The following is a 25,000-nucleotide window of genomic DNA, read 5'->3' as shown; positions in this document are numbered from 1 at the left end:
CTCTGCGTGACCCCATGGTCGTACTTGCAGCAACTGACCGGACAAAGGCTTCCCATGAGTGAAGATGCACAAGATGTCGTACTGATCGTCGAAGACGACGAATCCATTATGTTTGTGCTGGGTGAATACCTGGCAGGCCTGGGCTACCGGGTGCTGAAGGCGATCGATGGGGAGCAGGCCTTCGAGATTCTGGCGACCAAGCCGCACCTGGACCTGATGGTCACGGATTACCGCCTGCCGGGCGGGATTTCCGGGGTGCAGATCGCTGAGCCTGCGATCAAGCTGCGACCTGAATTGAAAGTGATCTTTATCAGCGGTTACCCGCAAGAAATACTCGACTGCAACAGCCCGATCACGCGCAACGCGCCAATCCTGGCCAAGCCGTTTGATCTGGATACCTTGCAAGAGCATATCCAGCGCCTGCTGGCCTGAAGCAATAGGGCTGCCTCGCAGCAGCCCTATTGCTTGATCATCTCACGCACCTTGGCCGTCAGCAGGTCGAAGGTGAACGGCTTGGTGATCAGTTGCATCCCTGGGTCCAGGAACCCGCCGCGCACCGCCGCATGCTCGGCGTAGCCAGTGATAAACAATACCTTGAGCTCCGGGCGCAATTGCCGCCCGATTTCTGCCAGCTGCCGCCCGTTCATGCCGGGCAAGCCCACATCACTGATCAACAGGTCAATGCGTTGGTCGGATTCGATGATCGGCACGGCGGTATTGGCATCGCCAGCCTCGACAAAGGCATAGCCCAATTCCTTGAGCACTGCGCTGACCAGTACGCGTACGGCGGCGTCGTCTTCGACGATCAATACCGTCTCACCGGCATTGGCGAATGGCAGCAGTGCCGGGTTGGTGACGGCGTCCGCGACGCGCTCCCCGATAAAACGCGGCAGGAACAGGCTGACTGTCGTGCCCTTGCCGACTTCACTATGGATGGTGACATGGCCATGGGATTGGCGGGCAAAGCCGTAGATCATCGACAAGCCGAGGCCGGTGCCCTGGCCGATCGGCTTGGTCGTGAAGAACGGGTCGAAGACGCGGCCCAACAGACTTTCGGGAATACCACAGCCGGTGTCGCTGACGCTCAGTTCCACGTAATCGCCTGGCAGCAAGGTGCCATAGGCGGCCGTGAACACATTGTCGAGGTGGCGGTTGGTGGTCTCAACGGTCAGGCTACCGCCGCTGGGCATGGCATCGCGCGCATTGATCACCAGGTTGAGCAGGGCGCTTTCCAGCTGATTGGGGTCGGCCTCGGCGGTCCAGAGTTCATCGGCCAGACGCATGTCCAAGGCGATGCTTTCATTGATACTGCGTTGCAGCAGTTCACCCATGGAACTGACCAACTGGTTGATCTCCACGGGTTTGGGGTCCAGCGACTGGCGCCGTGAAAACGCCAGCAAGCGGTGGGTCAGGCCGGCAGCGCGGTTGGCCGAGGTCACGCCCAAGTCGATCAAGCTGTCCAGGTCGTCCAGCTTGCCGCGGGCCACCCGCCTGCGCAGCAGCTCCAGGCTGCCGATAATGCCGGTGAGCATGTTGTTGAAGTCATGGGCGATACCGCCGGTCAACTGGCCGACGGCCTCCATTTTCTGTGACTGGCGCAGCGCATCTTCGTTGTTACGCAGTTGCGCCGTGCGTTCTTCAACCTGCTGCTCAAGGGTTTCCAGGGTGCGTTGCAGGCGCAACTCGCTCTCGCTCAAGTCGATCAGGCGGTCACGCGCTTCGTATTGCCGGCGCCGGCCGCGCAGGGCCGCGCTCACCAGACTGATCAGGGTTACTGGATGGAAAGGGCGCTCCAGGAAGGTCACGTTGCCCAGCAGGCCACTCAGGTGGGATGAGCCGTTCTGTTCACGGCCGCCATGGTGGGTCATCAGCACGATGGGCAAATCGGACCAGGCCGGCTGCTCATGCAGGTAATGCAGCAGGGGCTCCAGATCGACACCGCGCAGGGCTTCAGCGGCAATCACCAACATACCGACGCCTTGCCCAAGTGCTTCGCAGAGTTCAGTCAGGTTCCCGGCAACCATGCCGGTGTAGCCGGCTTCCTTGAGCATCATCAGCGCCAGGGAGCCGTCACGGCCCAGTGGCGCGAGAATAATTGCGCGCTCGGAGAGGGGAGAAAGGCCGGTCACACGCCCTCTTCCTTGAGCAGTGGGGAACCGGCGCCCATATAAGTCGGGATACCGCGCAGTACGCCCTGGAAGTTGTCGAGCGGCTCGCCCACTGTCAAACCACTGCCGCCGATACGGTATTCACGAATGGTGGACTCGTGGCTGCCGGTACGTTTCTTGATGATCGAAATGGCCCGGCGAACCTTGCCGAGTGCTTCGAAATAACGCAACAGGATCACGGTATCAGCCAGGTAAGTAATATCGACGGGGGCCTGCATGTCGCCTACCAACCCATGTTGGGCCACCGTCATGAACGTCGCCGCGCCGCGACGGTTCAGGTACAGCAGCAACTCGTGCATATGCAGGATCAGAGAGTTTTCCTCAGGCATCGCTGCCTGGTAGCCGTTGATACTGTCGATGACCACGGTTTTGATCCCGCGTTCATCGACGCAACGCCTGACTCGGTGGGAGAATTCGCCAGGTGACAGCTCTGCCGCATCCACCTGCTCGATCAGCAGGTTACCGGTGTCTTGCAGCGCGGCGAGGTCGATACCCATATTTTTCATGCGTTCGAACAACAGGCCCAGCTCTTCATCGAAAATAAACAGCGCAGCTTTTTCACCACGCGCCACTGCGGCGGCGGCAAATATCATCGAGATCAACGATTTGCCGGTACCGGCCGGGCCGAGGATAAGCGTGCTGGAGCCGGTTTCTACGCCGCCGCCCATCAAGGCGTCCATTTCACGGATGCCACTGCTCAAAGTCTGACGCACGTAACCACCACGATGCTCGGCGGCCACCAGGCGCGGGAACACGTGGATGCCGTCTTGCATGATGGTGAAGTCGTGAAAGCCACCACGGTATTTCTGGCCACGGTACTTCACCACGCGGATGCGGCGGCGTTCAGCGCCGTAAGTGGGCGTCAGCTCTTCCAGACGAATTACGCCGTGGGCCACGCTGTGCACGGTTTTATCCAGGGATTCGGTGGTCAGGTCGTCAAGCAGCAGGACGGTGGCGTCGTAGCGCACAAAGTAGTGTTTGATCGCCAGGATCTGGCGGCGATAGCGCAGCGAGCTTTGGGCCAGCAGGCGGATTTCCGAAAGGCTGTCGACCACCACGCGGGTGGGCTTGATCCGTTCCACCACTTCAAAAATCTGCCGGGTTGCCTCACCCAGTTCCAGGTCGGAGGAATACAGCAGGCTTTGCTGGTGCTCGGCGTTGAGCAGGCTTTCCGGTGGGGTCAGCTCGAAGATGTGAATGTTGTCGTCCAGGTCCCAGCCGTGGGACTTGGCGCCCTGACGCAACTCGCGTTCGGTTTCTGACAGGGTGATGTACAAGGATCGCTCACCGTTTTTCGCGCCGGCTTGCAGAAAGTGCAGCGCTACGGTGGTTTTCCCGGTGCCGGGTTCGCCTTCCAGCAGGAACAGGTGGCTGCGTGATAGCCCCCCGGAAAGAATGTCATCAAGACCTTCGATGCCGGTGGCCGCCTTTTCACTGAACAGCTCTTTGGATGTAGACAAGAAGTGCCCTCGGGTCACGTACAAGTAAAGGGAGGCGCGTCGGCTTGGACGCGCCATATTTACTTGACCGTAGCGGGTTGTGGCGGTTCAACCTGTCGTATAAATCGTGGTGGATTTGTGACCTGCGCCAAAGCGCTGCTTTTGTGTGGGAGCTGGCTTGCCTGCGATAGCATCACCTCGGTTTATCTGTCAGACCGAGGTGTCTGTATCGCAGGCAAGCCAGCTCCCACATAGCGCGCGAAACTAAAGCCCCTGCTGCAACGCCGGATCATCCGGATTCTGCTGTTCCAGCTGCGCCAGTAGCACCTGCACATTCTGCAACTGCCCGGTTTCTTTCCAATAGCTGACCAGCAACACACGCGCCTTGCGATTGGCGGGGTGGCGCTGGACGATTTCTTCCAGCTGACGCTGGGCGGCGTCCACCTCTTCCTGGTCGTGCAGCGTGGTGGCGAGGTCGAAGCGGTAATCCTGATTGTCAGGCTCAAGCTCCACGGCTTTGGACAGGCCAAGCAACGCGTATGGCCGCTCCCCATGGTGCAACAGCCACATGCCCAGGGCGTGTTGCAGGTAGGCCGACTCCGGATGTGCCGCCAATTGCCGCGCCAGCAACTGGCGGGACTCATCGGTCTTGCCCTGCTTATCGAGCAATTCGATTTGTGCGACCACAGCTTGCAGGTTGTCCGGTTGCAGGCGCATGGCCTGCTCCAGTGCATGTTGCGCGTCCGGCAGCAGGGCGCTGTGGATGTACAAGCGCGCGAGCTGAATCCAGCCTTCGGCGGTTTCGGGCTCAGCCTTGAGCTTTTTCACAAACTCATCGAGCACTTGCTGCAAAGGCCCGAAATACAGGCCCAGGGTATCCGGCGACAGGCCGAGCAGGGCATTGGCGGCGGCAAAACGCACGGCTTGTTCAGGATCGTCCAGTGCCGGGCCAAGCAGTAAGGTGCGTTGGCCGCTGGGCACCAGGCCAACAATACTGTGAATCGCAGCTTCACGAACCAACGGCGACTCATCAGCCAGGTCTTTATCCGCCAGCTTCAACGCCTGAGGGCTTGGGTAATTGGGCAGTTCGGCGTGTAGCGCCGCGCGGCGTTCAGGTGACAGGTCCGGGCGGCCTAGCTGTTGATACAGCACACGGGCGGCGCCGGGTTCGCCGTTACGTGCTTGCTTCAACGCCTTGGCGTAACCATGGGCGATCGCCGGCGGCACGGCCACCGGAGTGGAGCGGGAGAAAAACCAGGTGACCAGGACAAGCAACAACAGGGCGCACAGGCCGACGATGGAGTAACGGCGTGACTTTGACATGCAGGCGTCCAAAAGCTGGGGGCAGCTAATCGCAAAGCCTCAAGCTTCGGTCAGACCACGACGAGTGTCAAACCCGTATCAGCCGAGCACGTATTCCACTGGTTCCAGAGCAGGAGGCAGATCGATCTCGCCCAGGGCGGCGAGAATCTCGCGCTCCAGGGTGCGCACTATCGCATTGCAGGGCAGATCGTTTTCATCAAAACCGAACGGGTCTTCCAGATCATCACCGATTTCATCCAAACCGAAGAACGTGTAGCTGACGATGGCGGTGAACACCGGCGTCAACCAGCCCAGCGGTTCGGCCATGGCGAACGGCAGCAAAATGCAGAACAGGTAGATGGTGCGGTGCAATAGCAGCGTGTAAGGGAAGGGCAGTGGCGTGCTCTTGATCCGCTCGCAGGCGGCCTGCACCAGGCTGAGGCTGACCAGCCGGGTTTCCAGCTGGGTGTAGCGCCATTCACTGATCACACCCTGTTCGGCCAGCCGCGAAAAGCGCGCGCCCAGTTGTTGCAGCACGTTGTCGGGGAGATTGGGATGCGCCCGGTCAACAGTTATCCAGGGTGTGATAACGCGGGCCTCGTCTTCACGGCGCAGGTGCGCGACCAGGCCGTGGGCAAACCCGCACACCCCACGCAGCAGGCTGGCGCGCTCGGGTGAGTTGCCCAGCACTTGGGTTTCGCGAATCAGCGAGCGCACCTCAATGATCATCTGCCCCAGTTGCTTGCGGCCTTCCCACCAACGGTCGTAGCAGGCGTTGTTGCGAAAGCTCATGAAGATCGACAACGACAACCCGAGCAAGGTGAACGGCGTTGCATTGACCTTGGAGAAGTAGGCCGGGTGCAGGGTCTCCACCAGCACGATCACTGAAGCCAGCAACGTGACCATCAGGCTGCGCAAGGCAATGCGCTTGGCAATCGAACCTTTAAGGGAAAACAGGATACCCATGAGGTTGGGTTTGGGGCGGACGATCATCGGGACACGGCTTCTTTGGCGGCGCAGGCCTGGAGATTAGGAGTTTGCGCCCAGAGCGTCCAATCACTGCGGCTGACCGGCTGATAAGCCGGATCAATGATTGGCCAAACCAGTCAGCCAAGTTGAAGGCTTTGACCATTGCCGCCAAAGCGCTCTAGAGCGACTATTTCAGCGATTCTCGTCGTGAAAAATGTCCTGAAAATAAAAACACACAAGGATTTGGAACCATGCGTGAGTATTTGGCTGCCACCACTGCCTTCGACTACCAGCACACCGTCAACGCCGCCCTGTCCGGCAACCTGCAAGCCCTGAATGCCTGTGTGGAGTGTTGCGATCGCCACGCGCTGCCGGGGCGCATTGCGTTGTTTTGGGAAGGTAAGGATGGGCGCAGCGCCAGTGTGACCTTCACCCAATTGCAGGACCAGGCGGCGCGCTTTGCCAATTTCCTCCTGGCCCAAGGCGTGCAACAGGGTGACAAGGTGGCGGGGCTGCTGCCACGCACGGCAGAGTTATTGGTGGTGGTGTTCGCCACCTGGCGTATCGGCGCGGTGTATCAGCCGCTGTTTACCGCCTTCGGACCCAAGGCCATCGAGCATCGGCTGAACAGCTCCGGCGCCGTACTGGTGGTCACGGATGCGGTCAACCGCCCCAAGCTGGCTGAAGTCGAAGGCTGCCCGACCATCGTCACGGTGGCCGGGGACAAGGGCGAAGGCATCGTGCGCGGCGACTACAGCTTCTGGGCTGAACTGCCGAACTATTCGAATACCTGCGAACCGGTGCTGCTGGGCGCAGAAGCCCCGTTCCTGCTGATGTTCACCTCGGGCACCACCGGCCCGTCAAAAGCCCTGTCGGTGCCGCTCAAGGCCATTGTCGCCTTCCAGAGCTACACCCGCGACGCGGTGGATTTGCGTCCCGAAGACGCGTTTTGGAATGTCGCCGACCCGGGCTGGGCCTATGGCATCTATTTTGGCGTGACCGGGCCGTTGTCCATGGGCCACCCGATTACGTTCTACGATGGGCCGTTCACCCTGGAAAGCACCTGCCGGGTGATCAATAAATATGGGATTACCAACCTCACCGGTTCGCCCACCGCTTACCGCCTGCTGATTGCTGGTGGCGAACAGTTCGCGCGCGCTATCAAGGGCAAGCTGCGTATCGTCAGCAGCGCCGGCGAGCCGCTGAACCCGGAAGTGATCCGCTGGTTTGCCGACAACCTGGGCGTGACCATTCATGACCATTACGGCCAGACCGAACTGGGCATGGTGCTGTGCAACCACCACGGCCTGGAACACCCCGTGCATGTCGGCTCTGCGGGCTTTGCCTCACCGGGCCACCGCATTGTGGTGCTCGATGATCAGAACCAGGAATTGCCGGCAGGCCAGCCCGGTATTCTCGCCATCGACCGTGAACAGTCGCCGATGTGCTGGTTCGCCGGCTACGACGGCGTAAAGACCAAGGCGTTTGTCGGCAAGTACTACCTCAGTGGCGACACCGTGGAGCTCAACCCGGACGGCAGCATCAGCTTTGTCGGGCGCAGTGACGATGTGATCACCACATCCGGCTACCGCGTAGGGCCATTCGATGTCGAAAGCGCACTGGTCGAGCACCCGGCCGTGATCGAAGCCGCTGTGGTCGGCAAACCCTGCCCGGAGCGCACCGAGCTGGTCAAAGCCTTTGTGGTGATCAACGAACAGTACCGCGCTACGCCCGAGCTGGCCGAGGAGCTGCGTCTGCACGTGCGCAAGCGTTTGGCGGCCCACGCCTACCCACGGGAAATCGAATTTGTCAGCGACTTGCCCAAGACCCCGAGCGGCAAGCTGCAACGTTTTATTTTGCGTAATCAGGAAATTGCGAAGGCACAGGCCATCGCCTGATCCACTTTTAAGGAAACAATGATGCAGATTGAAAACAAGGTATTCCTGGTCAGCGGCGGTGCTTCGGGCCTCGGCGCGGCCACCGCTGAGATGTTGATTGCCGCTGGTGCCAAGGTGATGCTGGTCGACCTGAACGCCGACGCTGTGGCGGCCAAAGCCAAGCAACTGGGCGATAACGCCCGCAGCGCTGTGGCCGATATCAGCCAGGAAGCCGCCGCCGAAGCGGCCGTACACGCCGCCGTTGCAGCCTTTGGCGGCCTGCACGGCCTGGTGAACTGCGCCGGGGTGGTACGCGGCGAAAAAATCCTCGGCAAAAATGGCCCACACGCCTTGGCCAGCTTTGCCCAGGTGATCAACGTCAACCTGATCGGCAGCTTCAACCTGTTGCGCCTGGCGGCTGCCGCCATCGCTGAAACCGCGGCGAACGCCGACGGTGAGCGCGGCGTGATCATCAACACCGCGTCGGTAGCCGCCTTTGACGGGCAGATAGGCCAGGCGGCGTATGCCGCCTCCAAAGGCGCCATCGCCAGCCTGACCTTGCCCGCTGCCCGCGAACTGGCGCGCTTTGGCATCCGCGTGATGACTATTGCCCCGGGCATTTTCGAAACGCCGATGATGGCCGGCATGACCCCCGAAGTGCGCGATTCCCTGGCCGCGGGTGTGCCATTCCCGCCACGCCTGGGCAAACCGTCCGAGTACGCCGCGCTGGTACGCCACATCATTGAAAACAGCATGCTCAATGGCGAGGTGATCCGTCTCGACGGCGCCTTGCGTATGGCAGCCAAGTAAGGAGAACACCCCATGAACGATCCGATTGTTATTGTCAGCGCCGTGCGCACACCCATGGGCGGCTTCCAGGGCGACCTCAAGGGCCTGACCGCGCCGCAACTGGGCGCTGCCGCGATCCGCGCCGCCGTCGAACGCGCCGGGATTGCCCCGGATGCCGTGGACGAAGTGCTGTTCGGCTGCGTGCTGCCCGCGGGCCTGGGCCAGGCGCCTGCGCGTCAAGCGGCGCTGGGCGCCGGGCTGGACAAGGCCACGCGCTGCACCACCTTGAACAAGATGTGCGGCTCGGGCATGGAAGCGACCATCCTCGCCCACGACTCGCTGCTGGCCGGCAGTGTCGACGTGGTGGTCGCCGGCGGCATGGAAAGCATGTCCAACGCGCCGTACCTGCTCGACCGCGCGCGCAGCGGCTACCGCATGGGCCACGGCAAGGTGCTTGACCATATGTTCCTCGACGGCCTCGAAGACGCCTACGACAAGGGCCGCCTGATGGGCACCTTTGCCGAAGACTGCGCCGAGCACAATGGCTTCACCCGTGAAGCCCAGGACGCCTTCGCCATTGCCTCGCTGACCCGCGCGCAAGAGGCCATCACCCATGGCAGCTTTGCTGCTGAGATCGTCCCGGTGCAGGTCACCGTCGGCAAAGAGCAAAAGACCATCCTGCATGACGAGCAACCGCCCAAGGCCAAGCTGGACAAGATCGCCAGCCTGAAACCGGCGTTCCGCGAGGGCGGTACGGTGACGGCGGCCAACTCCAGCTCGATTTCCGATGGTGCGGCGGCGTTGCTGTTGATGCGCCAGTCCGAGGCGCAACAGCGTGGCCTCAAGCCCTTGGCGGTGATCCACGGGCATGCGGCCTTTGCCGACGAGCCGGGGCTGTTCCCGGTGGCGCCCGTGGGTGCGATTCGCAAGCTCATGAGCAAGACCGGCTGGAACCTGGGCGACGTTGACCTGTTTGAAATCAACGAAGCTTTCGCGGTGGTCAGCCTGGTGACCATGAGCAAGCTGGAAATCCCCCACAGCAAGGTCAATATTCACGGCGGCGCCTGTGCCTTGGGGCATCCAATTGGTGCTTCCGGTGCGCGCATCCTGGTGACGTTGCTCTCGGCCCTGCGCCAGAAAGGCCTCAAGCGCGGGGTTGCCGCCATTTGTATCGGCGGCGGTGAAGCCACGGCCATGGCCGTCGAATGCCTGTATTAAGGACTCAACATGCTGCCCAATGACGAACAACTGCAAATCAGCGAAGCGGCCCGGCAATTTGCCCAGGAACGCCTGAGACCGTTCGCCGCCGAATGGGACCGCGAGCACCGTTTCCCCAAGGAAGCCATTGGCGAAATGGCCGAGCTGGGCTTTTTCGGCATGCTGGTGCCGGAACAGTGGGGTGGTTGCGACACGGGCTACCTGGCCTACGCCATGGCCCTGGAAGAAATTGCCGCCGGCGATGGCGCGTGCTCGACCATCATGAGCGTGCACAACTCGGTGGGTTGCGTGCCAATCCTCAAATTCGGTAACGAGCAGCAGAAACAGCAGTTCCTCACGCCGCTGGCCAGTGGCGCCATGCTCGGTGCCTTTGCGTTGACCGAGCCGCAGGCAGGCTCCGATGCCAGCAGCCTGAAAACCCGCGCACGCCTTGAGGGCGACCATTACGTGCTCAATGGCTGCAAACAGTTCATTACCTCCGGGCAGAACGCCGGGATCGTGATTGTGTTTGCCGTCACCGACCCGGCCGCAGGCAAGCGTGGGATCAGCGCGTTTATCGTGCCGACCGACTCGCCGGGCTACACGGTGGCGCGGGTTGAAGACAAACTCGGCCAACATGCGTCCGACACCTGCCAGATCCTCTTCGAAGACGTAAAAGTCCCAGTCGCCAACCGTTTGGGCGAGGAGGGCGAAGGCTACAGGATCGCCCTGGCCAACCTCGAAGGCGGCCGCGTCGGCATCGCCTCGCAATCGGTGGGCATGGCCCGCGCCGCCTTCGAAGCCGCGCGTGACTATGCCCGTGAGCGCGAAAGCTTCGGCAAGGCGCTGATCGAACACCAGGCCGTGGCCTTCCGGTTGGCCGACATGGCCACGCAAATCGCGGTGGCCAGGCAGATGGTGCATTACGCCGCAGCCCTGCGTGACAGCGGCAAGCCGGCCTTGGTCGAGGCGTCGATGGCCAAGCTGTTTGCTTCGGAAATGGCCGAAAAAGTCTGCTCGGCCGCCTTGCAAACCCTGGGCGGTTACGGTTACCTGAGCGACTTCCCATTGGAGCGGATCTACCGCGATGTGCGGGTCTGCCAGATTTACGAAGGCACCAGCGATATTCAGCGCATGGTCATCTCACGCAACCTTTAAGGAGCCGATACATGAGTTACGAAACCCTTTTGCTCGAAGTCCAGGGCCGCGTCGGGCTGATTACCCTCAATCGCCCGCAAGCCCTGAACGCCTTGAACGCCCAGTTGGTCAGCGAGTTGAACCAGGCACTGGACGGCCTGGAAGCCGACCCGCAGATCGGCTGCATCGTGCTGACCGGCTCGAAAAAAGCCTTCGCCGCCGGCGCCGACATCAAAGAGATGGCCGAGCTGACCTACCCGCAGATCTACCTCGACGACCTGTTCAGCGACAGCGACCGCGTCGCCAACCGCCGCAAGCCGATCATTGCTGCGGTCAACGGTTTCGCCCTGGGCGGCGGCTGTGAACTGGCCTTGATGTGCGACTTTATCCTGGCCGGTGACGGCGCCAGGTTCGGCCAGCCGGAAATCAACCTCGGCGTACTGCCCGGCATGGGCGGCACCCAACGGCTGACCCGCGCCGTGGGCAAGGCCAAGGCCATGGAAATGTGCCTGACCGGGCGCTTTATTGATGCCGTTGAAGCTGAGCGCTGCGGGATTGTGGCGCGCATTGTGCCGGCCGATGACCTGCTTGAAGAAGCGCTGAAAACCGCGACCTTGATTGCCGGCAAGTCCGTGCCGATCAGCATGATGGTCAAGGAAAGCGTGAACCGTGCGTTTGAGGTGAGCCTGTCTGAAGGCGTGCGCTTTGAGCGGCGGGTGTTCCATGCCGCGTTTGCCACACAGGACCAGAAGGAAGGCATGGCGGCTTTTGTGGCCAAGCGTGCGCCGGAGTTCAAGGACCAGTAACCCGGCCGTAAACACTGAAGATCAAAATGTGGGAGCTGGCTTGCCTGCGATGCAGACACCTCGGTTTATCGGTTAGACCGAGGTGATGCTATCGCAGCGGTGCGACGATTCGACAAGCCAGCTCCCACATTGGTCTTGTGTGGCTTTTAGAGCTGGTAGTTCTTCAGCTCCCTGGCAATCACCATCCGCTGAATCTCGCTGGTGCCTTCGTAAATCTGCGTAATCCGCGCATCCCGGTAGTAGCGCTCCACCGGGTAGTCCTCAAGATACCCATACCCGCCATGGACCTGCATCGCCGAGGAGCAGACCTTTTCGGCCATCTCCGAAGCAAACAGCTTGGCCTGGGAGGCTTCCGACAGGCACGGCTTGCCGGCGCTGCGCAGACGTGCGGCGTGCAGGATCAGCAGGCGGGCGGCATTGAGCTGGGTCTGCATGTCGGCCAACAGGTTGGCGATGCTTTGGTGCTCGATAATCGCCTTGTTGAATTGCACCCGATCACGCGCATACGCCAGCGCCGCCTCAAAGGCTGCACGGGCGATGCCCAACGCTTGGGCGGCAATGCCGATGCGTCCACCCTCGAGGTTGGACAGGGCGATGGCCAGGCCCTTGCCGCGTTCACCCAACAGGTTGGCTTCGGGTACGGTGCACTGGTTCAGCGTGACGGCGCAGGTGTCCGAGGCACGAATGCCCATCTTGTGTTCGGTACGGTCGACCACAAAGCCTGGTGTGTCAGTGGGCACCAGGAAGGCAGAAATACCTTTCTTGCCCAGTTCCGGGTCCGTCACCGCAAACACAATGGCCAACTTGGCGCGCTTGCCATTGCTGACGAACTGCTTGGCACCGGTGATCACCCACTGGCCGTCGCGCAGCTCGGCGCGGGTGCGCAGGTTATGGGCTTCGGAACCGGCCTGAGGCTCGGTGAGGCAGAAGCAACCAATGGCCTGGCCGCTGGCCAGGTCAGCCAGCCAGGTGTGTTTCTGCGCATCGGTGCCGTAGTTGAGGATTGGCCCGCAACCGACTGAATTATGGATACTCATGAGTGCGCCGGTGGCGCCATCACCGGCGGAAATTTCCTCGACGGCCAGGGCATACGCCACGTAGTCGACATAGGTGCCGCCCCATTCTTCCGGCACCACCATGCCCAGCAAGCCGAGTTCGCCCATCTTCGCGACCAGGGCGTCATCGATCCAGCCGGCTTTTTCCCAGGCTTGCGCATGCGGGGCGATTTCGCCACGGGCAAAGTCGCGCGCCATGTCGCGAATCATCACTTGTTCTTCAGTGTATTCAATATCTTGCATGGCTTATTTCCCACTCTGCTTGAAGTCACTGAAGAAGCTCTCGACATGGCTGGCGTCCAACTCATGGACCGTCGCGGGGTTCCAGTGCGGGGTTTTATCCTTGTCGATAATCAACGCGCGAACGCCTTCGATCAGGTCGCCGCGTTCGAACCACTGGCGATCCAGGTGCAATTCCAATGCGAAGCACTGCTCCAGCGACAAGCGCCGGCCACGGCGCAGCATCTGCAGGGTCACGGCCATTGCCAGCGGCGAGCGGGTCTGCATCAGGCTGGCGGTGCTGAGCGCCCATTCGTGGCTGTCGGCGACAGTGACTTGCTGCAGTTGCTCGACCATGCTCGGCACATCCGGCAACGCAAAGAAGTGGTCGATCGCCGGGCGCAGCGCGGCCAGCGGGGCGTCGGGCAATTGTTGTACCGCGAGCTTTGCCAATACGCCCTGCAGGTCCTTGAGCGGCGAATCCTGCCATTGCAGGTGGTCGAGCTTCTGGTCGAGTTCGGCGAGTTTCGCGCTGTCGATACACCAGTCCGCCAGCCCGCAGTACAGCGCATCGGCGGCGCGAATCTGCACGCCGGTGACACCCAGGTAAACCCCCAGCTCGCCAGGGATGCGCGAGAGGAAATAGCTGCCACCTACGTCCGGGAAATAACCAATGGCCACTTCCGGCATCGCCAGGCGGCTGCGCTCGGTCACCACACGCAAGTCGGCGCCTTGCACCAGGCCCATGCCACCGCCGAGGACAAAGCCGTCCATCAGGGCCAGCACGGGCTTGTGGTAATGGTGAATTGCCAGGTCGAGGGCGTATTCCTCGACGAAGAAGTCCTGGTGCAGGCTGTCGCCCTGCTTGAAGCTGTCGTAGAGAGAGCGAATGTCGCCACCGGCGCAGAACGCTTTTTCACCGGCACCGCGCAGGACCACGGCATACACCTGCGGATCGCTCTCCCAAGCCAGCAGTTGTGTGGTCAGGCTGCGGACCATCTCCAGAGTGATGGCATTCAAGCCAGCGGGGCGGTTGAGGGTGAGGTGGCCAATATGGTTACGGACTTCGGCCAGCACCTCGCCCTGAAGAATCCTGGTGTGGCTTGCTTCGGATGAAACCTGAGCAGTCATCACTAACTCCCTGCTTTTATTGTTCTTTATCAAGATGTTCGCGCACGAACTATCTCGCGATCGTACCAGTGCAAATTTGCCCAGTACAACCCGGAATCATGCAGGTCGTTTTTGCATTTATGCAGCGCTGCGGCCACCCAGCACTTCACCGATGCTGCGGCGCCGGGCATGCCCTTCAGCCGCATGAATCAGTTGCTCCAACTCCGTCGGCTCCACATCAAAGAACCGTTCCATCTCGGCCAGGGCCAGTTTCAGATCGGCTGCCGTGATGGCGGCATCTGTCACCGGCGCTGTGCTGCCCAGGACCACGGCGGGCGATTCGATCGCGCCTTTGGGGTAACGCGTGCGTGTCACGTTGTTATAGGCCAGCGCACCGGCCAGCAGCGCGCCAGCCCCGAGCATCACCGGCCCCACTTCCTGCCAACCCAGGGCGATAGAGGCCGGATCGGCGAGCACCAGCGTCATGGCCAAGCCACCGGCGGGCGGGTGCAGGCAGCGCAGCCAGCAAATCAACACGACGGTCATGCCCGCAGCCAGGCATGCGCTGCCCAGCGTGCGGCCAAGCACCCGCGCCACCAGCAGAGCCACAACGGCAGCGCACAAGTAGCTGCCGATAATCGACCAGGGCTGTGCCAACGCACCGGAGGACACGGCAAACAGCAAAACCGCCGATGCCCCCAGCGGGCCGAGCAGGTGCAAGGCGACTTCCATACCGAATACCTGGGCACACACCCAGACACTCAATAGCGTGCCCAAGGCCATGCCAATGGCGGCGCGGCTCCATTCGACGGGGCGGGTATTGATTGCAGCGGGTAACCAGCGAGCGAGCATCGACACGATCCATAAAGCAGCAGACGAAAAAAAAGGCTCGCCTGGTTGCCCGGATAAGCCCTTTGAACGTTCCAACATTTGGGGGAGGAACCTGTGCAGTGTGCCGAGCTTGATGCCATGGCGCCAATGCATATTAATGAGGGTTAAATGCAAAAATAATGCAGTTAGTGACCCTCGTCATAGGTGATGCGATGCGTCGGTTGCGGCAGCGGCGTGCTGATGCGTCCGAGCACGCGGCTATCAGCCTCTTCGTTGAACAGCTGCCTTTGCAGGTTCTCCCGCAAGGCAGGGTCGTCGGCCAAAGGCCCCTTCAATGCCACCAAGGCATCGCGCAATGCCATCAATCGATCCAGCCTCGGCGCAGGGATAAGCAACAGGTCTTCTGGCACGGCATTGCCCTTTTGATCAAGCAGGTCTGTGTGCGTGGAAGGCTGACGGCGCCCGGTAGTAGATAGTTAACGCACATGACAAAGGAGTCTACATTTGGGTTCCGGGCATCGGAAGGCAAAGTGCGCCAGCGTTTACGCATAGCCATGTAGGGGCTTTCCGGGCAGTCATAACGAAAAACGCCCACTCTTGAAGGAGTGGGCGCTGTTTCCGTCAGACCACTGTCAGCGTAATTACGGCGCGCTGACTTTCTCTAGATGGAGCAACACATACGGGTCTTTGTCGAACTCCCCGGTGAGTGTCGGGGTGATCGAACGCAAGCGCGGATCCTGCAGATTTTCGAAGTCTTTCGTGCTCATTACCAGCCATGCCGGACCTTGCAGTGGCGCCAGGTCTGCAGCCGACTGGGTAAACAGCGGCACCTTATCGCAGTTGAAGTTGACCATGAACTTGATGGCTTTTGCATCTTTGCCCAAGCCATGCAGCACCACGGGGGCCGGTTGCTGCATGATCTGTTCTTTGACGCCAAGGCTGAATGTGCGGGTGTCGTAAAGCGTACGCTCCAATGGCTCGACCACCACAATGTAGGTCGACCACAGCGCCAGCACCGCCGCGAGTGCCGACCCCAGCGGGCGTAGACGCGCCTTGAGCAGTGACAGCAGCGACACTATTTGCAGCACGCCAAGCACGCCGAAGACCACGCCCAGGTTGTCCAGCTGTGCCGGGTAACGCTTGCGCGCCACCACCAGCCCGATCACCAGCAGCGCCGGCAGCAGCGTCCAGATGCCCAGCATCAAGCCGCGCAGCCAGGCGAACAGCCGCCCCTGGGTGACCTGGAACGGGTAGGCCGCAATGATCGCCGCCATGGGCAGCATCGGCAGGATGTAACGTGCCTTCTTCGCCTGAGGGACCGACAGGCCGAGCATCACCAGCAAACCTGCCGCCGCGCAATACAGCACCAGTTTCAGTGCCGGGTCGGGTGACCGACGACCGCCGATGGCGATTGCCAGGAGCACCAGCAACGCCAGCGGATAAGCCAGCGCGTAGTTGCCCATGGAACTGGTGAAGTAATACAAAACCCCGCTGGAACCTTCGGTGCCGTCCATACGCCCCAGGAACTGCATGCGGATCACGTCCTGCATGAAGTCTTCGCCACCACTGAGCTTGGCCAGCAGCAACAACAGGCCGACACACGCCGCCAGCACTGCCAGCGCGATAAAGCCGAAGGTGAACAGTTGGCGCCATTGGCGGTTGATCAGGTAATAGCTGCACAGCACGCCAGTGGGGATCACCAGGCCGATTGGCCCACGCACCGCAAAGCCCAGGATCAGCAGCAAAAACAGCCAATGCAAGCGTTTGGCTGCCCCGAAGTGGTCATGGGCATAGCCCAGATAGAACACGGTCAAGGCGATGGCCGCGAGCATCTGGTCCAGCGACACCGCGCGGGTTTCGCTGATGAAGGTGCTGCTGAGCAGCAGCATCGCGATGCTGAGCAAACCCCAGCGCGTGGAGTAGGGCGCCGTAAGGCGATACACCAGCACCACGATCACCGCCGAGGCGATGGAGGTGGGCAACCACGCGGTGAGGCTGCTGACCTCGCCAAACGGCAGGGACAACAGCCAGGTCAGCAGGGTCGAGGTCGCCAGGTAGTCCGCGTAAGGCTGGCCATAGGTGGTGGGGAAAAAACTCGGTCCATGGCGCAGCATTTCCTGGGCAAACACCACGAAACGCGAGTCAAAGCCGATGATTGTCTGGTGCCAGTTGCCGACAATAAACAGCACCAGCGCCAGGAGCCCGAGCCCCAGCGACTGATTGCGGATCGTTGCTGTAAGCAGCGGCGATTGAGCTTTGTTCACGTCTTTAGTCTTCCTTGGCTGGCGCTACCCAGTTTTGCTGTGGAATCGGCAGCTCGCAGGAGTCGCCACGGCCCATCGGGAAATATTTGAAGCCCTTGCGCGCCAGGCGCTCGCCGTCGTACAGGTTGCGACCGTCGAAGATCACCGGGTTTTTCAGGCGGGCGTGGATCAGTTCGAAATCCGGCGCCTTGAATTGCTGCCACTCGGTGCACACGATCAACGCATCGGCGCCGCTCAAGGCCGATTCCGGCGTGCCCAGCAGGGTCAGACGCGACTCGTCACCGTAGATGCGCTGGGTTTCCTGCATGGCTTCGGGGTCGAACGCACGGACATTGGCGCCGGCCGCCCACAGGGCTTCCATCAGCACGCGGCTTGGGGCATCGCGCATGTCATCGGTGTTGGGCTTGAAGGCCAGGCCCCACAAGGCGAAGGTCTTGCCTTGCAGTTCGCCTTTGAAATACGCATTGATACGCTCGAACAGCTTGCTCTTCTGGCGCTGGTTGATCGCTTCGACCGCTTCGAGCAGGTCGCTGGAGCAGTTGGCTTCCTTGGCGCTGTGGATCAGGGCGCGCATGTCTTTGGGGAAGCACGAACCGCCGTAGCCGCAGCCCGGGTAGATGAAGTGGTAGCCGATGCGTGAGTCGGCGCCAATGCCCAAACGCACGGCTTCGATGTCGGCGCCCAAGTGTTCGGCCAACTCGGCGATCTGGTTGATGAAGCTGATCTTGGTGGCCAGCATGCAGTTGGCGGCGTACTTGGTCAGTTCGGCGCTGCGCAGGTCCATGAAGATGATGCGGTCATGGTTGCGGTTGAACGGCGCGTACAAATCACGCATCACTTCGCGCACTTCTTCGCGTTCACAGCCGATGATGATGCGGTCCGGGCGGCGGCAGTCGGCAACGGCCGAGCCTTCCTTGAGGAATTCGGGGTTGGAGACGATATCGAACTCCAGGTGGCGACCGGCAATGTGCAGGTTTTTTTCGATATGGGCACGCAGGGTGTCGCCCGTACCGACCGGCACGGTGGATTTTTCCACCAGGATCACCGGTTCCACGCGATGGCGGGATACGGCATCGCCTACCGAAAGCACGTACTTGAGGTCGGCCGAGCCGTCTTCGTCCGACGGCGTGCCCACGGCGATAAACAGCACCTCACCGTGTTCTACGGCGAGTTTTTCGTCATAGGTAAAGTGCAGGCGCCCGCTTTCCAGGTTTTCCTTGACCATCGCAGCCAGGCCCGGCTCGAAGATGGTCACGTGGCCTTTTTGCAGCGACTCGACTTTGCTCTTGTCCACGTCCATGCAGATCACATCGTGACCGACTTCGGCCAATACGGTGGCCTGTACCAGACCGACGTAACCGCTACCAAATACACTGATTTTCATGGGGCATTCCTGGGGCTTGCAACGCTAGCACGACGAGAGTTAATAACCAGAACACCGAGAATGACCAAGGCCACCCCCAGGGTTTTTGAAAGCGAAAAATGTTCGTTGAACACCGGCAGGCTGGCCGCCAGCAGGTACACCAGCGCGTAGCTGATGCTTAGCAGCGAATAGGCGCGGCCCAGGGGCAAGTGCTTGAGCGCGCCGAGCCAGCACAGCATCGACAGCGCATAGGCGATGATCGCCAGGATCACCACGCCCAGGGCGCCAAGATCAATCGATTGACTGTTAAACGCATTGAGCCACTCAGTGGGCAACGGCAGGCGCGTCATGCTCCAGCGCATGCCCAATTGAGCAGCACTGACCAGGCCAACACTGCCCAAGGCCAGGGCAAACCCTTGTGTGCGGCTCATACGTGACGCCCTAGCAGCACAACGCCGCCAATCACCAGCGCGACACCCAGCCAATGACGGCCATCGATCTGCTCATGGAAGACAAACCGCGCCATCAGTGTCACCAGCACAAAATTGAGGCTGAGCATGGGGTAGGCGATGCCCACTTCCAGGCGCTGCAACACCAGCAGCCATACCAGCAGGCCAAGGCCCAGGCACACCAGCGCCGACCACAGCCACGGCGAGCGCAGTTTCGGCGCCCAACCGTCGGGCTGGTCACGCCAGCTTTCTACCGCAAACTTTTGCGAAACCTGGCCCATGCAGGTGAGCAGACAGGCGCTCAACAGGAGAAGCAAGGTGATCATTGCGCAGCCTGTGGGAAGATCAGGATGACGATATTGCCTTGCTCATAGCGCTTGCCGTCTTGGGGCAGCAGGTTCACTTCGGCCACTTCATCGTCGCCCTTGACCCGCATGACGACGCCAACCGAGCCTTTTTTACGCGCCTCGCTCATCCATTGCTGGACGTCGGCGGTGCCGATCTTGCGATACGCAGTGTCTGGATAGGCAATGCCGTACTTCACTTCACCGACCGTGTTGTACAGCGCAACGTCCGGGCGGCCCAGGCGCCACGACAGCGCCGAGGCAGCGCCAAGGTCATTGCTGAGCAGTGCCGCGGTGGGTTGCAGTTCGGGCAAATGGTCGATAATGAACTGGTCCGGGGTCTTGTTATAAACCACCGAATGCGGAAGGGCAGCCGGCACCAGGGCCACCAGCAACCAACTGCCGATGGCCGGCGCAGCCCATAGCTTCAATGGGCGTGCAGCTTGCAGCAGGTTGACCACGATCCAGCCGAACAGGAACGTAAACACCAGCACCAGGCTGAAAGTCTCCTGACCCGGCTCATACACCGGTTTTTTCAATTGGAACCAACTGATGGCCAGCAACGCCACGATACCGATAGCCAGGTTCAACCAGCCGTTGATGCGCAAGGCGCGGCCATGGCCCTTGGCCAACTTGTCGCTTAGCGTCGACCCCATCAGCAGGGCCAAGGGCAGCAGGCACGGCATGACATAGGACGGCAGCTTGCCTTTGGCCAAACTGAAGAACGCCAGAGGCATCAACAGCCACAGCAGCAGGAACGCGGTCTTGGGCAGGCGCTTTTCCAGCCAGGCCTGTTTGACCGTGGACGGCAGCAGGGCGATCCATGGCAACGAGAACGCAACCATCAGCGGCAGGTAGAACCAGAACGGCTCGGCATGCTGGGCGTCATCGCCGGCAAAGCGTTGGATGTGCTCATGCCAGAAGAAGAAGTTCCAGTAGTCCGGCTCTTGCAGGTGCACGGCGAGTGCCCACGGCAGGCTGACGATAATTGCGACGGCCACAGCGACCACACCATAGCCAAGCAATTCACGAAAGCGTTTCTGCCAGATAGCGTAGGGCAGGGCGATCAACACTGGCAGCAGCCAGGCAAGAAACCCTTTGGTCATGAAGCCCATGCCGCAGGCAAAGCCGAGCAAGGCCCAAGACCCCAAGCGGCCGTTGCGCGTGGTGCTGTCGAAGCAGAACCACAGCGCAACGCCGGTGAGGTTGACCCAGAAGGTGAACTGCGGGTCCAGGTTGGCGTAACCACCAAGCAGCGCCACGCTGACAAAGCTCATGTACAGCACGCTGCTGACCAGGCTTTTTTGCGGATTGTTCCACAGCCGGCGCGAGACCAGATAGACCAGCAGGATGCTCAGCCCGGTGCTCAAGGCCGACGCAAAGCGCACGCCGAACAGGTTCTGCCCGAAAATCGCCTGGCCCAGCGCGATCATCCAGTAGCCGGCAGCGGGTTTTTCGAAGTAACGGATACCCATGAAGTGCGGCGAGGCCCATTTGCCGGTCAGCAGCATTTCCTGGCTGATCTGCGCGTAACGGGTTTCATCCGGGATCCACAGGCCATGGCTGGCCAGTGGCAACAGGTAGAACACAGCAAACGCCAACAGGAGCAGGGGCAATGCCCAGCGCCGGATCATGCCTGCTGTACTCCGAGCCAACCCTCGCGGCCGCTGAGCGCGCCGCGTACCAGCTGTTGCTGGGGCAGGGTGGTCACATCCGCGGGCAACAGGTCGCCCAAGGGTTTGAAGTCAATGCCGCGCTGCCCGGCCTGGGCGAGCAGTTGGCGAAAATCTTCAGCCATCAGAATCCCTTCTACTTCTGCGTGGATCGTATAGACGTTCAGCTTCGACTCGGCGAACCGGTCAAGAATGAAGCCGTTGAAATCTTTGGCAGCCACCACCGGCCCGACGACTTCGTCGAAGGTCGGCAGGTCTACCGGAATTTGTGGGGTACCCGCACTGCCATCGGCCAGGGTTGGTCGAAACAGGCTGGTGCCCCGGCAATCACTGTTGTAGCGAAAGTTGAAACCTTGCTTGGCTTGCACCACGCGCTCATCGGCACGCCAGCCGGCGGCTGCGGAACAGTCGATGCGTTCACCCAGGATGTCGCTCAGGGTGTCCACGCCTCGACGGATCTGCTCGACCAGCTGTGCGTCGCTCCAGCGCCCGGTGTTGGCTTGCCAACCGTGATGGTCCCATGCGTGCAGGCCGACTTCATGGCCGGCGGCCTTGGCCTGGCGCATCAAGTGCCCCAGGTCACGGCCGATCGGCTTGCCTGGCCAGGCGGTGCCGGCCAGCAAGATGTCCCAGCCATACAGGCCGGCAGCATTGGAACGCAGCATCTTCCACAGAAATTGCGGGCGGATAAGGCGCCACAAGTGGCGCCCCATGTTGTCCGGCCCGACGCTGAAGAAGAACGTCGCTTTTACCCCGGCTTCATCCAGGGATTCGAGCAACCGCGGCACGCCCTCACGGGTGCCACGGTAGGTGTCGACGTCGATTCGCAAGCCTGCCTGCATTACTTCTTGTCCGCGATTTCGAGCATGGCTTCTTTGAGGAAGAAGTCCAACGTGTTGCCGATGGTTTCGCTCATCTCAACGGTTGGCTCCCAGTTCAACAGGCGCTTGGCGTTTTCGATGCTTGGCTTGCGGTGCGCCACGTCCTGGTAACCGGTACCGTAGAACGCCTTGCTTTCTACGTCGCGGAAACCGGCGAACGGAGGGAAGTTGCTGCGCAGCGGATGAGCTTCGAACTGACGCAGCAGTTCTTCGCCCAGCTGACGGATGCTGGCTTCGTTTTCCGGGTTGCCGATGTTGATGATCTGACCGTTGCAGATATCGTTGTCGTTATCAATGATGCGTGCCAGTGCTTCGATGCCGTCGGCGATGTCAGTGAAGCAACGCTTCTGCTCACCACCGTCGAACAGGCGGATCGGGGTACCTTCCACCAGGTTCAGGATCAGCTGGGTGATGGCACGGGAGCTGCCGATACGTGCCGAGTCCAGACGGTCAAGGCGCGGGCCCATCCAGTTGAACGGACGGAACAGGGTGAAGTTCAGGCCCTTGTCGCCGTAAGCCCAGATCACGCGGTCCAGCAGTTGCTTGGAGACCGAGTAGATCCAGCGCTGCTTGTTGACCGGGCCAACCACCAGATTGGAGGTGTCTTCGTCGAAGTACTGGTCCTGGCACATGCCATAGACTTCGGAGGTCGACGGGAAGATCACGCGCTTGTTGTACTTGACGCAGTAGCGAACCAGTTTCAGGTTCTCTTCGAAGTCGAGTTCGAATACGCGCAGCGGGTTACGGGTGTATTCGATTGGCGTAGCGATGGCCACCAGCGGCAGGACCACGTCGCACTTCTTGATGTGGTACTCGATCCACTCGGAGTGGATGCTGATGTCGCCTTCCACGTAGTGGAAGTTCGGGTGGCTGCGCAGGCGCTCAATGGCGTCGGAACCGATGTCCAGGCCGTAGATTTCATAACGGTCGTCACGCAGCAGGCGCTCGGACAGGTGGTTACCGATAAAGCCGTTCACACCCAGGATCAGTACACGGGTGCGACGTGGCTTGCGGCCGGACTCGGCGCCGCGCAGCACGGAACCGTCGACCAGGCCCAGTTCGTCAGCCAGGGAAGGGCCGGCCAGGTACAGGCCGTTTTCGTTGCGCTGGCCGAACTTGACCACCAGGGAATCTTCACCGCAGGCGATGCGCAGCGGGTTGACGCTGATCACACGGCCTGGCGCCAGGCCTTCGTTGCCCTTGACCACTTCAGCTTGCCAAACGATGAGTTTGTGCTCGCCGACAGCGCAGAATGCGCCTGGGTACGGTTGGGTCACGGCACGAACCAGGTTGAACAGCTCTTCAGCCGGCTTTTTCCAGTCCAGCTTGCCGTCAGCGGCAGTGCGGCGACCGAAGTAGGTGGCCTGGCTTTCGTTCTGGGCCGTTTCGGCCAATTTGCCTTGGGCCAGCTGTGGCAGGGCATCACGCAGCAAGTTGGTGGCCGCATCACGCAGTTTGGCGTGCAGGGTCAGGCCGGTGTCGGTGCGGTCGATAATGACTTTTTGCTGGGCCAGGATCGCGCCGGCATCGGCACGCTTGACCATGCGGTGCAGGGTCACGCCGGTTTCGGTTTCGCCGTTGACCAGCACCCAGTTAGCCGGAGCGCGGCCACGGTATTTAGGCAACAAGGAACCGTGCAGGTTGAACGCGCCTTTTTTGGCAGTGGCCAGCAGGGCTTCGCTCAGCAGGTTGCGGTAGTAGAACGAGAAGATGAAATCCGGGTTCAGCTTGGCAATACGCTCGATCCACAGCGGGTGGTTGGCGTCTTCCGGAGCATGTACCGGGATGCCGTTGCGTGCGCAGAGTTGGGCGACGGAGCCGTAGAAATTGTTTTCCTTGGGGTCGTCGGCATGGGTGAACACGGCAGCAATGTCGTAGCCGGCGGTCAGCAGGGCTTCAATACCTGCACAGCCAATATCGTGGTAAGCGAAGACAACAGCTTTTGAATTCATGACGAAACCTGATCGGAAGGAGAAGTAGGAGAGTGGGAAGTTGTAAGGCCGTCGACCACGACGACCGGAGCCGGCTCTGCGGGTTGGTTACGCAGCACCTTTTCAATAAAGAACCGTGGACGGGCACGCACGTCACTGTACATGCGGCCCAGGTATTCACCCAAGAGGCCCATGCCGATGAATTGGCCGCCGGTGAACACAAACAGCACCGCGAACAGCACGAACATGCCTGAACCGGCCCATTCGGCGCCGAAGACCAAGCGCAGGAACACCAGCGCAAAGGCAAACAGCATGCCCAGTGCCGCGAGGCTGAAGCCGACGATGCTCAGCAGACGCAGCGGGGTGGTGGTCATGCAGGTCAGCAGGTCGAACATCAGGCTGATCAGGCGCATGGCGCTGTATTTGGACTCGCCATGCTCACGCTCGGCGTGGTGCACCAGGATCTCGGTGGTGTGCCGGGCAAAGCCGTTGGCCAGAATCGGAATAAAGGTGCTGCGCTCACGGCAGGCGAGCATGGCGTCGACGATGGTGCGTCGGTAAGCACGCAACATGCAGCCGTAATCGGTCATGGCCACGCCGGTGGAGCGTTGCACGGCCAGGTTGATCAGGCGCGAAGGCCAGCGGCGGAAGGCCGAATCCTGACGGTTGTTACGCACAGTGGCGACGACGTCGTAGCCCAGGGCGGCTTGCTCGACCAGCCGCGGGATTTCTTCGGGCGGGTTCTGCAGGTCGGCGTCAAGGGTGATGACCACCTCGCCACGGCACTGCTCGAAGCCGGCCATGATCGCGGCATGCTGGCCATAGTTGCGGTTGAGGATCACCGCCACCACGTTGCTGCCGTCTTCTGCGGCAGCGTCTTCCAGCAATTGGGCCGAGTTGTCGCGGCTACCGTCATCCACCAGGATGATTTCGTATTCGTAAGCCAATTGCTTGCAAGCTGCAGTCGTGCGACGCAGCAATTCAGGCAGGCTCTCTTGTTCGTTGTAGACCGGGATAACGATCGACACGCAATGAATAGGGTAGGGTTTCAAAGATTCATGACCTCGGGGCTAGAACAATTGGAGCGTGAAAACAGCAGTAATCAGTCGGCAACAACGCCGGCCGATTAAATGTAGCGTGGGTGTGCGGCATTCGTTCGACTTTCCTGAGGACGGGCAACGGTTTCTTCCATGGGC

The 25,000-nt window shown here is 61.0% G+C and carries 22 protein-coding genes; 6 read left to right on the top strand and 16 right to left on the bottom strand.

Features of this window, described 5'->3' with window-relative positions; genetic code table 11:
* The first annotated feature begins 54 nt into the window (after positions 1–54).
* Entirely contained in the window at positions 55–432 is a 378-nt protein-coding gene (locus HBO41_RS10420; protein WP_003217591.1) for a response regulator, read from the top strand.
* Between the two features lie 26 nt (positions 433–458).
* Here HBO41_RS10420 and HBO41_RS10415 read toward each other — a convergent pair whose 3' ends face one another.
* The 4 genes from HBO41_RS10415 to HBO41_RS10400 form a co-directional block, all read right to left on the bottom strand.
* On the bottom strand, positions 459–2,129 hold the full coding sequence (locus HBO41_RS10415; RefSeq protein WP_017138792.1) for an ATP-binding protein: 1,671 nt from the start codon (positions 2,127–2,129) through the stop codon (positions 459–461).
* On the bottom strand, positions 2,126–3,628 hold the full coding sequence (locus HBO41_RS10410; RefSeq protein ID WP_138451583.1) for an ATPase domain-containing protein: 1,503 nt from the start codon (positions 3,626–3,628) through the stop codon (positions 2,126–2,128). Before HBO41_RS10410 ends, HBO41_RS10415 begins: the two co-directional genes overlap by 4 nt.
* Positions 3,629–3,871: 243 nt before the next feature.
* Positions 3,872–4,930: a HEAT repeat domain-containing protein gene (locus HBO41_RS10405; protein ID WP_017138790.1), complete on the bottom strand. Its 1,059-nt coding sequence runs from the start codon at positions 4,928–4,930 to the stop codon at positions 3,872–3,874.
* 78 nt (positions 4,931–5,008) lie between these two features.
* Positions 5,009–5,902 (bottom strand): bestrophin family protein, encoded by an 894-nt coding sequence (locus HBO41_RS10400; RefSeq protein WP_099549742.1) that lies wholly within the window; start codon positions 5,900–5,902, stop codon positions 5,009–5,011.
* A gap of 227 nt (positions 5,903–6,129) precedes the next feature.
* On the opposite strand from HBO41_RS10400, the gene HBO41_RS10395 reads away from it, so the two are divergent.
* Genes HBO41_RS10395 through HBO41_RS10375 form a run of 5 tightly spaced genes read left to right on the top strand, consistent with a single transcriptional unit; the run spans position 6,130 to position 11,684 of the window.
* Positions 6,130–7,776: an AMP-binding protein gene (locus HBO41_RS10395; protein WP_017138788.1), complete on the top strand. Its 1,647-nt coding sequence runs from the start codon at positions 6,130–6,132 to the stop codon at positions 7,774–7,776.
* 21 nt (positions 7,777–7,797) lie between these two features.
* Complete coding sequence (locus tag HBO41_RS10390; RefSeq protein ID WP_099549743.1) at positions 7,798–8,565, top strand: SDR family NAD(P)-dependent oxidoreductase; 768 nt, start codon at positions 7,798–7,800, stop codon at positions 8,563–8,565.
* A gap of 12 nt (positions 8,566–8,577) precedes the next feature.
* Positions 8,578–9,762, top strand: a complete 1,185-nt coding sequence (locus HBO41_RS10385) for an acetyl-CoA C-acyltransferase (protein WP_138450501.1) — start codon at positions 8,578–8,580, stop codon at positions 9,760–9,762.
* A 9-nt stretch (positions 9,763–9,771) separates the two neighbouring features.
* Positions 9,772–10,899, top strand: coding sequence for an acyl-CoA dehydrogenase (locus HBO41_RS10380; protein WP_169986110.1), 1,128 nt, complete (start codon positions 9,772–9,774; stop codon positions 10,897–10,899).
* Between the two features lie 11 nt (positions 10,900–10,910).
* The gene (locus HBO41_RS10375; RefSeq protein WP_017138783.1) at positions 10,911–11,684 is read left to right on the top strand and encodes an enoyl-CoA hydratase; all 774 of its coding nucleotides are present in this window, start codon (positions 10,911–10,913) and stop codon (positions 11,682–11,684) included.
* A gap of 146 nt (positions 11,685–11,830) precedes the next feature.
* Here HBO41_RS10375 and HBO41_RS10370 read toward each other — a convergent pair whose 3' ends face one another.
* The 12 genes from HBO41_RS10370 to arnC form a co-directional block, all read right to left on the bottom strand.
* Positions 11,831–12,982, bottom strand: coding sequence for an acyl-CoA dehydrogenase family protein (locus tag HBO41_RS10370; protein WP_099549746.1), 1,152 nt, complete (start codon positions 12,980–12,982; stop codon positions 11,831–11,833).
* A 3-nt stretch (positions 12,983–12,985) separates the two neighbouring features.
* Positions 12,986–14,089 (bottom strand): enoyl-CoA hydratase/isomerase family protein, encoded by a 1,104-nt coding sequence (locus HBO41_RS10365; protein WP_169986108.1) that lies wholly within the window; start codon positions 14,087–14,089, stop codon positions 12,986–12,988.
* A gap of 117 nt (positions 14,090–14,206) precedes the next feature.
* Entirely contained in the window at positions 14,207–14,920 is a 714-nt protein-coding gene (locus HBO41_RS10360; RefSeq protein ID WP_169986106.1) for an HPP family protein, read from the bottom strand.
* Positions 14,921–15,084: 164 nt separating this feature from the next.
* Positions 15,085–15,273, bottom strand: a complete 189-nt coding sequence (locus tag HBO41_RS10355) for a type VI secretion system contractile sheath small subunit (RefSeq protein WP_256349256.1) — start codon at positions 15,271–15,273, stop codon at positions 15,085–15,087.
* A 267-nt stretch (positions 15,274–15,540) separates the two neighbouring features.
* On the bottom strand, positions 15,541–17,163 hold the full coding sequence (locus HBO41_RS10350; protein WP_169986104.1) for a phospholipid carrier-dependent glycosyltransferase: 1,623 nt from the start codon (positions 17,161–17,163) through the stop codon (positions 15,541–15,543).
* Positions 17,164–17,167: 4 nt separating this feature from the next.
* On the bottom strand, positions 17,168–18,547 hold the full coding sequence (locus tag HBO41_RS10345) for a UDP-glucose/GDP-mannose dehydrogenase family protein (RefSeq protein WP_017135719.1): 1,380 nt from the start codon (positions 18,545–18,547) through the stop codon (positions 17,168–17,170).
* The gene (gene arnF / locus HBO41_RS10340) at positions 18,544–18,957 is read right to left on the bottom strand and encodes a 4-amino-4-deoxy-L-arabinose-phosphoundecaprenol flippase subunit ArnF (RefSeq protein WP_017135718.1); all 414 of its coding nucleotides are present in this window, start codon (positions 18,955–18,957) and stop codon (positions 18,544–18,546) included. The genes HBO41_RS10345 and arnF overlap by 4 nt, the downstream gene beginning before the upstream one ends.
* Entirely contained in the window at positions 18,954–19,301 is a 348-nt protein-coding gene (arnE, locus tag HBO41_RS10335) for a 4-amino-4-deoxy-L-arabinose-phosphoundecaprenol flippase subunit ArnE (protein ID WP_017135717.1), read from the bottom strand. The genes arnF and arnE overlap by 4 nt, the downstream gene beginning before the upstream one ends.
* Complete coding sequence (gene arnT / locus HBO41_RS10330) at positions 19,298–20,953, bottom strand: lipid IV(A) 4-amino-4-deoxy-L-arabinosyltransferase (protein WP_017135716.1); 1,656 nt, start codon at positions 20,951–20,953, stop codon at positions 19,298–19,300. Before arnT ends, arnE begins: the two co-directional genes overlap by 4 nt.
* Complete coding sequence (gene arnD / locus HBO41_RS10325) at positions 20,950–21,834, bottom strand: 4-deoxy-4-formamido-L-arabinose-phosphoundecaprenol deformylase (protein WP_099549750.1); 885 nt, start codon at positions 21,832–21,834, stop codon at positions 20,950–20,952. The genes arnT and arnD overlap by 4 nt, the downstream gene beginning before the upstream one ends.
* Positions 21,834–23,825, bottom strand: coding sequence for a bifunctional UDP-4-amino-4-deoxy-L-arabinose formyltransferase/UDP-glucuronic acid oxidase ArnA (gene arnA / locus HBO41_RS10320; RefSeq protein ID WP_017135715.1), 1,992 nt, complete (start codon positions 23,823–23,825; stop codon positions 21,834–21,836). Before arnA ends, arnD begins: the two co-directional genes overlap by 1 nt.
* Positions 23,822–24,856, bottom strand: coding sequence for an undecaprenyl-phosphate 4-deoxy-4-formamido-L-arabinose transferase (gene arnC, locus HBO41_RS10315; protein WP_099549751.1), 1,035 nt, complete (start codon positions 24,854–24,856; stop codon positions 23,822–23,824). The genes arnA and arnC overlap by 4 nt, the downstream gene beginning before the upstream one ends.
* Positions 24,857–25,000: the final 144 nt, after the last annotated feature.

This window comes from Pseudomonas sp. WS 5146, assembly GCF_012985495.1.
In the GTDB taxonomy this organism is placed as follows: Bacteria; Pseudomonadota; Gammaproteobacteria; order Pseudomonadales; family Pseudomonadaceae; genus Aquipseudomonas; species Aquipseudomonas edaphica.
Note: the sequence above shows the minus strand (reverse complement) of the source record. Positions and strands in the feature narration are given on the sequence as shown.

Bases quoted from the DNA above. Each gene is read 5' to 3' on its own strand.
- HBO41_RS10420 (WP_003217591.1), top strand. From the start codon at position 55: ATGAGTGAAGATGCACAAGATGTCGTACTGATCGTCGAAGACGACGAA.
- HBO41_RS10405 (WP_017138790.1), bottom strand. From the start codon at position 4,930: ATGTCAAAGTCACGCCGTTACTCCATCGTCGGCCTGTGCGCCCTGTTG.
- HBO41_RS10400 (WP_099549742.1), bottom strand. From the start codon at position 5,902: ATGATCGTCCGCCCCAAACCCAACCTCATGGGTATCCTGTTTTCCCTT.
- HBO41_RS10395 (WP_017138788.1), top strand. From the start codon at position 6,130: ATGCGTGAGTATTTGGCTGCCACCACTGCCTTCGACTACCAGCACACC.
- HBO41_RS10390 (WP_099549743.1), top strand. From the start codon at position 7,798: ATGCAGATTGAAAACAAGGTATTCCTGGTCAGCGGCGGTGCTTCGGGC.
- HBO41_RS10385 (WP_138450501.1), top strand. From the start codon at position 8,578: ATGAACGATCCGATTGTTATTGTCAGCGCCGTGCGCACACCCATGGGC.
- HBO41_RS10380 (WP_169986110.1), top strand. From the start codon at position 9,772: ATGCTGCCCAATGACGAACAACTGCAAATCAGCGAAGCGGCCCGGCAA.
- HBO41_RS10375 (WP_017138783.1), top strand. From the start codon at position 10,911: ATGAGTTACGAAACCCTTTTGCTCGAAGTCCAGGGCCGCGTCGGGCTG.
- HBO41_RS10370 (WP_099549746.1), bottom strand. From the start codon at position 12,982: ATGCAAGATATTGAATACACTGAAGAACAAGTGATGATTCGCGACATG.
- HBO41_RS10365 (WP_169986108.1), bottom strand. From the start codon at position 14,089: ATGACTGCTCAGGTTTCATCCGAAGCAAGCCACACCAGGATTCTTCAG.
- HBO41_RS10360 (WP_169986106.1), bottom strand. From the start codon at position 14,920: ATGCTCGCTCGCTGGTTACCCGCTGCAATCAATACCCGCCCCGTCGAA.
- HBO41_RS10345 (WP_017135719.1), bottom strand. From the start codon at position 18,547: ATGAAAATCAGTGTATTTGGTAGCGGTTACGTCGGTCTGGTACAGGCC.
- arnF (WP_017135718.1), bottom strand. From the start codon at position 18,957: ATGAGCCGCACACAAGGGTTTGCCCTGGCCTTGGGCAGTGTTGGCCTG.
- arnE (WP_017135717.1), bottom strand. From the start codon at position 19,301: ATGATCACCTTGCTTCTCCTGTTGAGCGCCTGTCTGCTCACCTGCATG.
- arnT (WP_017135716.1), bottom strand. From the start codon at position 20,953: ATGATCCGGCGCTGGGCATTGCCCCTGCTCCTGTTGGCGTTTGCTGTG.
- arnD (WP_099549750.1), bottom strand. From the start codon at position 21,834: ATGCAGGCAGGCTTGCGAATCGACGTCGACACCTACCGTGGCACCCGT.
- arnA (WP_017135715.1), bottom strand. From the start codon at position 23,825: ATGAATTCAAAAGCTGTTGTCTTCGCTTACCACGATATTGGCTGTGCA.